The sequence below is a fragment of the Streptomyces sp. NPDC096040 genome (genome assembly GCF_040303265.1).
GTDB lineage: Bacteria > Actinomycetota > Actinomycetes > Streptomycetales > Streptomycetaceae > Streptomyces.
This window is the reverse complement of sequence record NZ_JBEOTA010000006.1, coordinates 226,048-235,848: the sequence shown is the minus strand read 5'-3', so window position 1 is coordinate 235,848 and position 9,801 is coordinate 226,048. Positions and strand designations below refer to the sequence as shown.

Genomic DNA, 9,801 nt, shown 5'->3' with positions numbered 1-9,801 from the left:
CTGCGGGGCCAGTCCGTACAGGATGCTCGGGCGGATCTCGGGCTGGCCGACGTAGCACCTCGTGGGGGCAGGGAACCCACTTCCAGGGCTGGGCGTACGCGGCGCGGAGGGCGGCGATCCCACGGAGGACGAGGGGTGCGGTTAGGAGCGTCCGCTGCCGGCGGTGCGGCTGGGGTGGCGGGGTCGAACTGGTAGCCGCGCTCGCCGGGGCGGATGGGCAGGGACCACCAGGGCTGGTGATCGCCACCCGTGCGCATGGTCTTCGCCAAACCTGCTCAGTGAGTCCCCACGGCTGATGGATGTAGCGCCGTCAGGGCCGAGGGCGGACAGCCACACGGCTCCGGCCTGGGCATCTTCCATTGGGTACTCCGCCACCCCAACACGCCCAAGCCCGCGGACCAGCCGACTCTGCCCACACCCACCCCATCAGGCGACGGGAGAGCCGTTCAAAACCTCACGAACGGCTCTCCCGCGCGGGACAGTTGATCTACGTCTAGACAAGGGAGCGCGGCACCTTGGTGCTGCGTGAGCGCAGCCATTCGCCGAGTGCTTTGGCCTGCGAGTCCAGCCGCAGTGTCGAGGTGGCGCCGGTCCCGAGCAATCCTCGGATGAGGAAGTTGACCGCGCCGAGGTTGGGGAGTTCGTAGCGGGAGATCTCCAGTTCGCGTGTTTCGGGAAGGAGGCGTCGCAGTTCGTCGGTGGTGAGGGTGGACCTGAGCCAGTCCCATGCCTCACGGTCGCGTACCCAGACGCCGAGGTTCGCGTCACCACCCTTGTCGCCGGAGCGGGCATGCACGATCTCACCGAGCGGGGCGACGATGAGTTCGTCTGCCGCCGGCGCTCGCGCCGGTTGCGCGAGCGCCGGCTCGGCCTGCGGCGTCCCCTCGCCCCCGGCGACGCCGCGCGGGGTGCCGGGGGTGATGATCTCGGTCGTGCCGTCGTAGTGGTGGACCGTGTGGTGGAGCATGCGCTGTTCGAGCAGCGCGGGCCAATAGACACCGAACGCGGACCCTGGTTGCGGAGGGCCGAGGGAGTACAGCCCGGGATAGCTGGCCAGGGCCAGCTCGACCATGTGCGAGGAGAAGGCGCGCCCGGCGGCCTGCTTCGTCCCCTGCACGGTGATCCTGAGCAGCTCGGTTCCCGCATTCTGGGTGTCGGGATCGTGCTGGGCCTGCCCGATTCGCTCGATGGCGACCGCGTCGAGCCCGTCAAGGGCCTCGGTGTAGCGGTGGACGGATCGCTCGACGAGGGCGGCCTTCGCGTCGAGGTCCGGGCCGGTGAGCGCGAGGATCATGCTGTTCGCCCAGCCTCCCACCGCGGTGATCGCGACCTTGGTCGTCGCAGGTGGCGCCGAGCCTCGCACGCCGCTCATCCGGACGCGGTCCTCGCCGAGATCTGTCAGGGTGGCGGTGTCCAGGCGGGCGGTCACGTCGGGGTTGAGGTAGGCGGGTTCGCCGATCTCGTAGAGCAGTTGGGCGGTGACCGTATCGGCTGTGACCGCGCCGCCGGTGCCCGGGTTCTTGGTGATCACCGAGGAGCCGTCGGCGGCGATTTCGGCGATCGGGAACCCTGGCTCCACGAGGTCGGGGATGGCACGGAAGCCGGAGAAGTTGCCGCCGGTCGCCTGCGGCCCGCATTCGATGACGTGTCCGGCGGCGACCGCGCCGGCGAGGGCGTCGTGGTCGTCAGGCGTCCACCCCCACCACCAGGCGGCGGCGCCGACGACCAGGGAGGCGTCGGCGACGCGGCCGGTGACGACGATGTCGGCGCCGTTGTGGAGGGCGCGAGCGATGCCGAATCCGCCCAGGTAGGCGTTGGCCGTCAGGGGTTGGTGCGGCCAGTCCGACAGCGGCTGGCCAGTCGTCAGGTGCGGCAGCAAGTGGCCCGCTTGGTGGAGAGTGTCGAGGCGGCCGAAGATGTCGTCGCCTTCGATGTGGGAGACCCGCAGGTCGTATCCGCGCTGTGCGATCAGTTCGCGGGTCGCGGTGGCCAGGCCGGCGGGGTTGAGTCCGCCGGCGTTGACGACGAGCCTGATCCCGCCTGCGATGAGGTGCTCGAGCGCCGCGTCGAGGTGCTGCAGGAAGGTAGTCGCATAGCCCTTCGTGCTGTCCTTGTCGCGCGCCTTGCCGAGGATCAGCATCGTGACCTCGGCGAGGTAGTCACCGGTGAGGACGTCGATGCCGCCCGCTTCAGCCATGTCGGCCATGGCCGAGGCGCGGTCGCCGTAGAAGCCGGAGCAGTTGCCGACGCGGATGGGGCGCTGCCCCCGTCCTGATGCTGATGTCATGCTGACTCTTCCGGTGTAGAGGCGCCAAGACCGCCGGTGTTGTCTCCCTCGGTCCTGCTGACCCGTACGGTCCCTTCGAACCCCACCTCGCCGGAGGGGTGCTCCTCGGCCAGCTCGAGGGTCATGCTGTCGCCCTCGACGTGGGTCACCCGGGCGGTGTAGGCCAGGGTGGTCGGCGCATAGACGGGCTTGCGCAGGCGGTAGGCGACCTTCGCCACGCGCCACCCTGGGCCGAGAGCCTCGGTGACGCAGCGCAGGGCAAGCGCCGCGCGCAGGTGGGAGTGGAGCACGACACCGGCGTGGCCTTCCTGGCGTGCGTAGGGCTCGTCGAAGTGGATGCGGTGAGGGTTCCAGGTGACCGCGCTGTAGCGGAACAACTGAAAGGGCGTTGCCGTGTGCTTGAATCGCGGGAGCGTGTCCCCGACCTGGTAGTTGATGGACACTACGACTCCTGCAAAGGGTTGCGCAGTACGACGGTGCGCCGGTTGCGGTTGAGGACGGCACCCTGGGCGGACATGAACGTGTGGAGGGTGGTGACGAACACGCAGGTGCCGGCGCGGGTTGGTTTGGGCGTGGCCGCCTCGAGGATGGTCTCGAGCACCACCTCCGTCCCCGCGGTCACGGGAGTGACCAGCTCCATCTCCTCGCCGGCGCCCATCGCGCGCAGCCCGAGGTCGCCGTCGCCGAGGGGTGTGTCACTGCCGAGGGGGGTTCCGTCGCCCTGGAGCTGGGCCTCGGGGGTGCCGATCCCCCATTCCACGATCGCGGCGAGCATGTTCGGTGGCGCCACGACATCGGCGTACCCGGCCGAGCGTGCGGCCGCCGGGTCGTAGTGGATCGGGTCGGTGGCGCCGATGGTCAGTGCGTAGCGGCCGATGCTCACCGCGTCCAGCGTGCCCAGGCTGCGGCGCGAGAGGACCGATCCGGTCCGCGGCTGTGTCTGGGCGTAGTACTGGGCCAGCGGGGTGCCGGGTTCAGGGGTGAAGGACATGCCGGGGCTCCTTGCCGTTGGTCGGGGGGCCGGCCTCGCCGGCCGCGTTCGCGTGGTCGGCCAGTTCGGCGAGGACCTCCTGTGTCGACTGGCCCAGCGGCAGGGCGGCCCGCAGCGGGCCGACCGGTGAGTCGTTGAGCCTGAGGGGGCATCCTGGGACCGGCACCCGGCCCCTGGCCGGGTGCTCGACATACTGGATCATGCCGCGCTGGATGAGGTGCTCGTCCGTGTCGATCTCGCGAATCGTCTTGACCGGCGCGCAGGGCACACCGGCGGCCTGCAGGTCCCGCACCAGTTCGGCACGTGTGCGGGTCCTGGTGCAGGACGAGATCTGTTCGTCGACCGCGTCGATGTGGGCGACCCGGTCCTTCTGCGTGCGGAACCTGGGGTCGTCGATCAACTCGGGCCGGCCCAGTGCGGTGGCCACGCCGCGCCAGTGCCGCTCGGCGACGCAGATGATTGCCAGCCATCCGTCGCTGGTCCGGTAGATGTTGTATGGCGTGACCGCCATACCCGTATGCCGGTTCCCGGTGCGCTCGGGCAGCTGCCGGTCGGGCTGGTTGTGCAGGCCGCCGAGGCTGGATGCCAGCATCGGGTAGACGGTGTCGTGCATCGAGACCTCGACGATCTGCCCCCGTCCCGTGCGCTCGCGCTGGAACAGGGCCGCGCTGATCGCGCCGAACAGATGGATGCCGCCGGAGAAGTCCACGAACGCGGCGCCGGCCTTGGTCGGTGGCCCGTCGGGCACTCCGGTGGCCGAGGCGCTGCCGGACATCGCCTGCACGGTGATGTCCATGGCCGACATGTGGGCGTAGGGGCCGGTGGACCCGTAGCCCTTGCCGGAGGCCACGATCAGACGCGGGTTGCGTTCGAGGAGCCGCGCCGGACCGAGCTGGAGGCGCTCCATCGTGCCCGGCGCGAAGTTCTCGATGAGCACGTCGGCGGTCTCGGCCAGGTCGAGCAGCGCCTGGCGACCGGCGTCGGTCTTCAGATCCAGCACCACACTGCGCTTGTTGGAGTTGAGCATCACGAACTCGTGGCTCTCGGTCGGTTCGTGCGAGCGGAAGCGCAGTTTCTCACCTCCGGGTGGCTCGACTTTGATGACGTCGGCGCCCAGTTGTGCGAACAGGAGCCCGCAGTAGGGTCCGTTGTAGATCTGGCCCAGTTCCAGGACCCGGATGCCGTCAAACGCCGGTCGCATGGCTGCTCACCTACCGATCAGGACTTGATCACACCGGCGCCGCCGCCGTGGATGTAGCCGACTGGTTCCATACCCTGTGCGGCCGCCGCGGTCTCGGTCAGGTGCTGGAGGGTCACCGCGTCCATGACCGAGTGGAAGGTGCCGTCCTCGTAGAAGCTGACCTGCGCACCGTCGATCCAGGCCAGGGCAACGGTGTCCTCGGTGTTGTCCTCCGGGCAGTAGAAGGTGTGCACCGAGCCGCCGGGCTCGTACAGGTAGGAGCCCGCGGTCTGCGGCTGGTCGGGGTACTCGTGGTACAGCCAGCGGCCCTGGATCGTCCACACCTGAGCCGAACCGGTGTGGTAGTGGATCGGCAGCTCGCAACCGGGTGCCAGGGTGGACAGGAAAACCCACTCGCCGCGCTCGGGGTCCAGGCGCAGCGTCTGGATGTGAATGCCGGGGGCAACAAGATCCTTGAGCATCGGGATCTGGTCGATGTTGACGGTCAGGAGCTCACCCTGCGGCAGAGCGACCAGCGGCAGCGGGGCGCCGCTGCCGGTGGTGGCCACGCCGGGAGAGACGGGTGCGGTCATGTTCATGGACCTTTCGTCGCCGACGAGCGTACGTATTTACGTACGCTGAGTCGGATTTCCGGATGCCGCAGACGCTAGGGTGACCAACGTCTCTCTGACAAGACGCGTGCACGGACCTTTTCGGAGGGCGGTGCTAGCATCAGCCGCATGCCCGTCCGCCCGCATCGCACGGTCGACCGAGTGATCGGGATCCTCGAAGCCGTGGCCCTGAGCCCGCAGGGCGTGACGCTGGCTGAGTTGGCAGCCGCCCTGGACGCAGCGAAGAGCTCCGTTCAGGAGCTGACCAACGGACTTCTCGCCTGTGGCTACCTCATCGAGGACGACCGCCGGTTCCACCTCGGACCAGGGCCGTTCATCCTCGCCGCGCGCGCGAACAAACTGGCCGCACTGTCACTCGATCACCAGTTCCTGGCCGAGTTGAACAAGGTCCTCCGCTGCACCGTCCTCGTCGGGGTGCGCGTCGGGGACGCCCTCGTCTACACCGACCATGCGGGTCAGGAGTCACCCGGCCTGACGTTCGTCGCGCGCACCCACGCCCGCCGCCCCCTCTACACGACCGCCGCCGGCAAGACTCTGCTCGCCAACGTCCCCGACGAGGAGATGTACCGGCTCCTGGAGCTGGCCAGTGCGGGACAGGCAGGAGAGGTACGGCAGTTCCTCGCCGAGCTCCCCGAGATCCGCTCCAGCCGACTCGCCTTCAACCGCGGAGTCACGTTCAAGGACGCCTTTGCCGTGGCCACGCCCCTGTTGGCATCCGACGGCAGTCCGATAGCGGCGATCAGTGCAGCCGTCGAGCCCGCAGAAGCGGATCGTCTCGACGATGTCGGCGAAGAGCTCAAAAAGGCAGTCGTCGTTATCGGCCGCCAATACGGGTTCAACCGCGCTTCCTGATCCCGTGTGCAGGCGAGCGGCCCGGCTGTCGGGCCTCTCCGTGATTGTGTGCCGGATGCCCGCGCCGCCGCAGGTGCTGACGGCAGGGACCGTTGCTGTACGCCCTGTTGATGAGGATCCTTGAAATCCCACCCTCGCCGCAGCCCGCGCGCGGTGTCCCTGTCGTGCACGACGTGCCGCTCGTCCTCACCCCCGGCGTACCGGAGCTGGAGGGCTGGACCCCGGCGCGGCTCGGCCTGCGCGCAGCGATCCCCAAGGCCGGCACGTGGATCCACGGCAGTATCGGCGTAGAGTTTTCGCTGAGGCGTTCCAGCCGGCCCCTGGTGAACCGAACGTGCGCGGCCGCGCCGGTGCCAGCGCCTTCGCCGGACCCTCCGACCTCGACCTGATCCTGCGCCGCCTCGGCGTGACCGACCTGTAGCTGGCCGGCTTCGCAACCCACGTGTGCGTCGAATCCACCCTGCGCGAGGCCCACGACCGCGGCTACACCACCCACGTCATCCACGACGCCTGCGCGGCCTTCACCCGCACCCAACAAGAACACGTCCGCGAGCACGTGATCCACCACTTCGGCGCCGAGACCGACGCCGCCGCCTTCGCCGCCTCACTCGACACGGCGATCCCCGCACGATGACTGCGAGGAGTACACCGCCACCGGAGACGGCCTGAAGGGGCAACGCGGCTTCCTCACCCGTCCCGGCCTGTTGCTGGCCGTCCTGGAGACCGCCGCAAGAACGCCTCGAATTCCGCGAAGGCCATCTTCGTTGAGACTTCCTGGCGGGGCGTTCTCAATCAACCTGGCAACGCTGCAGTTCTGCGCAAGATCCACAGCCAAGCTCGATGCGACAGGACAGATCGGGCTTCGGCGTTCGGCGAGCCATGCCTTGATGATCCGCAGGCTTTCCTCACTGGCCTCAGGTATCTGCACCTCGGGTCGGTTCGGTGGTGTGCAGACTCGGTCAGAGCAGGGCGGCAAGCTCTGCCTCGCTGACGGCGCGTTCCCATGGAAGGTCAAAATGCCCCTCGGAGAGAAACTCCGAGGGGCTTTTCTGACGCTCCGATGCAGGTCAGAGCGATAATGCATGGTGCCCCCGGCAGGATTCGAACCTGCGACACCCGCTTTAGGAGTTCGATCCGGGTCCGCTCCGGCTGCCGCCGTTGACTGGTGCGACAGCCGGACAGAGCCACTGGTGTGCGTCTCCGTCCGGCGTCGTTGATGTCAGCCGTGGATGTCAGAAGCTCTTTGATCCGTGGCTCTAGCCGGATCGGTGAGCGGCGACTATTCCGGTCGCTGTACGGCCCTGGAGGGACGCCAGGGGACAGATGGTTGCCGCGGTTGCGGTACTTCCGTGGCTGGCTGTCGCCGGTCAAATCGCGTTAAGAGCTCTTCCGGACCTTATCCAAAGTGGGGCTGACAAAGTCCCTCTCTCCCTCAATCCAGGATGCTAGAAGCGCTATCGTTTGCGGATTGAGTTGACACGCTCGAACTGAACGCAAGCCCGACTGGCGCACAGTGGTATCGAACCTCGCGTTAGCCCACTTTCTAACTAGAGAACCGAGTGAATTGTTTGGCGCGTCATCGACCTCACGCATGCGCTCTGCGGAGTTGCCACCCACCAACTCGCACCAGGCAACGAGCATAAGAGCGATTGAGTCTCGATGCGTTTCATCGAGACTGGAAAGCGGCCGCCTCCATGGGCTGAAAAATCCAGGATATCTGATAGCGGAGTAGTCATATGGCGTCTTGAACCACCACCCTTCCCACGAAGGGAGGATGTCTGACAGCTCGGTTAGACATTGGGCCATTGCTCGATCGCTGCGTGAAGCATCGATGCTTGGATCGCTATATGCTAGGCGCAGAATGATAGGAGCTCGCAGAGTCAAAGGCCCCATACGCCACTGGTACAGCACCTCCGGGCCAAATCTGTCAATTGCTTCACGAATCGAGATCAGACCGGCAGTGGCAGCTGTCGCGGCCACCCAACCTCTTTCCTTTGCCATGAGTTTCAACTCTGAGGAAAAGATATCAAAGTTTTCATCTTCGAAAGTCCGCCAAAAGTCGATGGACTTGTCGTCCATATATGAGGTGTCAAATCCGGCATGTTGGACGAGAGAAATATTCGTGGCCAATCCAAGTTTGATCTCCCGTCGGTTCACATGCTCGGCTTTTTCTGCGTGAAGCTCAGTGCGAAGATTCTTCGCAACAGCTTGGAGGTTTTCCCGATTAGAGTGCAACAGGGCCCTCACTCCCCGTAGATGGAAGTAGTGGTCCTGCTTCGTTGAGTCCGCTTTGACTGCGAGCTCTACGCTGGCATGAGTGATCTTTCGGAGAAGGCCTGGGCTCGGAACGGCGAACTCGAGTGCTCGCGCTGCGAATGCTACGAGGTTGGCCCCTTCATCCAACTTGGCCTTATCTGAAGCGGTAATAACGTATGCCAAAAACTCATCTGTTCCATTCTCGGCCGTATTTCCGATAATTTGCAATGCCAGCTGCGACACCACGTCCCACTCGGCGCGCGCAATTTTAGGTGACAGCTGAGAGAAAAGCTTCTTAGGGGTGGGGTTTAGTCGAACTAGCTGATTAGCGGCAAAATATTCGAGGAAGGTTCTATGGGTGAACCCGTACAATTCTTGCGCGGAGTCCGATCCCACATTTGACAGTACCCAAGCGCGGCCAGTGCAGAAGTCCACGAACTGCGTGGCTGCATCTTCAGCCTCATCCTCGTCTTCGAAACGCTTCGTGAGAAGAAAATCTTTGAAGAAACGGATCAGCTCGTCGCGCTTAATTCCTGACTGATTCTTAGGGTTTGAGTAGATCGAGAAGGCCAGTGCATGAATGGCGTGCTTAACATGTGCGTCGAAGGGAAGGGGTGTAATGATTCCACGTTGCTTATCCCACTTATCGAAGAGTAGCTCCGCGCACTTCTTGTAAACTTCAGGTCGATTGGCTGGGATGTAGTTCTCGCTTGCGTAGATGCCGCACATGAGCGACAGCATCAACGGGTTACGGGTTAGGTCAGCAACGAACCTGCTGTCCTGGTAGAAGCTATGAGAAAGTTCGGATCTACGGTCTTTACTAAGCGTGCTATCAAGAGCGAACCATTTGTCAGCGTAGGACCGCACTCCCGAATCACCCAACTGAGCGAGTTGGACGGCGCTAAAGAGCGTATCGTCGAGCGGTGCCTCCTCATATCCAACCTTTCGCGTTGTCACCAAGATCGGCGTCATCGGGTATTTGTACGCGAATGATTCTACGAGCTCTACCACCCTCCTCCGAAGGGATGTATCGATCAGCTCATCAAGGCCGTCAAAGATTACAAAAGCTCGCCCTGAGCTGAGGGCGTATTCCACGAATCCTGATGGAGGCTCAAGATTATAAGGTGACTTACACAATCCTTCCAGGTATTCAAGCATGGTCGCTTTACCTGTCTCGAAGTCTCTTGTGTAATCACGAAGAATGACAAGCAACAGTGCGGACGTGGTGCCGGCGATGTCCACCGCCCAGTGCACCTCGTCGGCGAGGGCGAGAATCTCGCCGAGCGCGGTCAGGATCGCGCTCTCGTCGTTGGGAACCTTCTTGCTCCAGGTCGTGGCCCCGGAGTCGTCGACCGCTGCCAGCCAGTGATGGGCTTTGCCCGCGTCGATCCCGACCCAGAGATGAGTCTGATGCTCGGCCATGTGCGTCTCCTCGGTTCAGGCAGCGTGCCGTTCGGCCCGAGGAACACCCGCCGTCAGCTCCGTAAACAGCGATCAGATCGCACATCTCAATCAGCGGCCAGGCGTCCCGAAGAGCGGGGCGGCCACTCCACCGGAGCCACTTGGGCAAGCGACTTTAGAGCCACACCCCACTCTTCCGGAC

Annotated in this window: 8 protein-coding genes and 1 pseudogene; 2 read left to right on the top strand and 7 right to left on the bottom strand. The window is 64.9% G+C overall.

Translation table 11 applies throughout. The features are described 5' to 3' along the window. Positions 1 to 493: 493 nt before the first annotated feature. From ABTY98_RS10100 to ABTY98_RS10080, 5 genes are read right to left on the bottom strand one after another with little or no spacing between them, the layout of a single operon-like run. Positions 494 to 2,287 (bottom strand): acyclic terpene utilization AtuA family protein, encoded by a 1,794-nt coding sequence (locus ABTY98_RS10100; protein ID WP_352220400.1) that lies wholly within the window; start codon positions 2,285 to 2,287, stop codon positions 494 to 496. Beyond that, entirely contained in the window at positions 2,284 to 2,730 is a 447-nt protein-coding gene (locus tag ABTY98_RS10095; protein ID WP_352220399.1) for a MaoC/PaaZ C-terminal domain-containing protein, read from the bottom strand. The genes ABTY98_RS10100 and ABTY98_RS10095 overlap by 4 nt, the downstream gene beginning before the upstream one ends. After that, the gene (locus tag ABTY98_RS10090; protein WP_352220398.1) at positions 2,730 to 3,278 is read right to left on the bottom strand and encodes an FAS1-like dehydratase domain-containing protein; all 549 of its coding nucleotides are present in this window, start codon (positions 3,276 to 3,278) and stop codon (positions 2,730 to 2,732) included. The genes ABTY98_RS10095 and ABTY98_RS10090 overlap by 1 nt, the downstream gene beginning before the upstream one ends. Further along, on the bottom strand, positions 3,262 to 4,479 hold the full coding sequence (locus ABTY98_RS10085) for a CaiB/BaiF CoA transferase family protein (RefSeq protein ID WP_352220397.1): 1,218 nt from the start codon (positions 4,477 to 4,479) through the stop codon (positions 3,262 to 3,264). The genes ABTY98_RS10090 and ABTY98_RS10085 overlap by 17 nt, the downstream gene beginning before the upstream one ends. Before the next feature lie 17 nt (positions 4,480 to 4,496). After that, on the bottom strand, positions 4,497 to 5,051 hold the full coding sequence (locus ABTY98_RS10080; RefSeq protein WP_352220396.1) for a 2,4'-dihydroxyacetophenone dioxygenase family protein: 555 nt from the start codon (positions 5,049 to 5,051) through the stop codon (positions 4,497 to 4,499). Between the two features lie 147 nt (positions 5,052 to 5,198). Between ABTY98_RS10080 and ABTY98_RS10075 the strand changes: the two genes are divergently transcribed. Both ABTY98_RS10075 and ABTY98_RS10070 read left to right on the top strand, forming a co-directional pair. Next, positions 5,199 to 5,942 (top strand): IclR family transcriptional regulator, encoded by a 744-nt coding sequence (locus ABTY98_RS10075; protein ID WP_352220395.1) that lies wholly within the window; start codon positions 5,199 to 5,201, stop codon positions 5,940 to 5,942. A 421-nt stretch (positions 5,943 to 6,363) separates the two neighbouring features. Further along, positions 6,364 to 6,576: an isochorismatase family protein gene (locus ABTY98_RS10070; protein WP_352220500.1), complete on the top strand. Its 213-nt coding sequence runs from the start codon at positions 6,364 to 6,366 to the stop codon at positions 6,574 to 6,576. A 743-nt stretch (positions 6,577 to 7,319) separates the two neighbouring features. On the opposite strand, the gene ABTY98_RS42270 is transcribed toward ABTY98_RS10070, so the two are convergent. Continuing rightward, positions 7,320 to 9,356 carry an NACHT domain-containing protein gene (locus ABTY98_RS42270; protein WP_502994193.1) on the bottom strand — a complete coding sequence of 679 codons (2,037 nt, stop codon included), beginning with the start codon at positions 9,354 to 9,356 and terminating at the stop codon, positions 7,320 to 7,322. 39 nt (positions 9,357 to 9,395) lie between these two features. Then, a pseudogene (locus tag ABTY98_RS10065) lies at positions 9,396 to 9,620 on the bottom strand (IS110 family transposase); the annotation flags it as partial. Positions 9,621 to 9,801: the final 181 nt, after the last annotated feature.

What these genes read in the sequence shown, in the direction of transcription:
- ABTY98_RS42270 (WP_502994193.1), bottom strand. Translation starts at nt 9,356, where the DNA reads ATGCTTGAATACCTGGAAGGATTGTGTAAGTCACCTTATAATCTTGAG.
- ABTY98_RS10085 (WP_352220397.1), bottom strand. Translation starts at nt 4,479, where the DNA reads ATGCGACCGGCGTTTGACGGCATCCGGGTCCTGGAACTGGGCCAGATC.
- ABTY98_RS10075 (WP_352220395.1), top strand. Translation starts at nt 5,199, where the DNA reads ATGCCCGTCCGCCCGCATCGCACGGTCGACCGAGTGATCGGGATCCTC.
- ABTY98_RS10100 (WP_352220400.1), bottom strand. Translation starts at nt 2,287, where the DNA reads ATGACATCAGCATCAGGACGGGGGCAGCGCCCCATCCGCGTCGGCAAC.
- ABTY98_RS10090 (WP_352220398.1), bottom strand. Translation starts at nt 3,278, where the DNA reads ATGTCCTTCACCCCTGAACCCGGCACCCCGCTGGCCCAGTACTACGCC.
- ABTY98_RS10080 (WP_352220396.1), bottom strand. Translation starts at nt 5,051, where the DNA reads ATGACCGCACCCGTCTCTCCCGGCGTGGCCACCACCGGCAGCGGCGCC.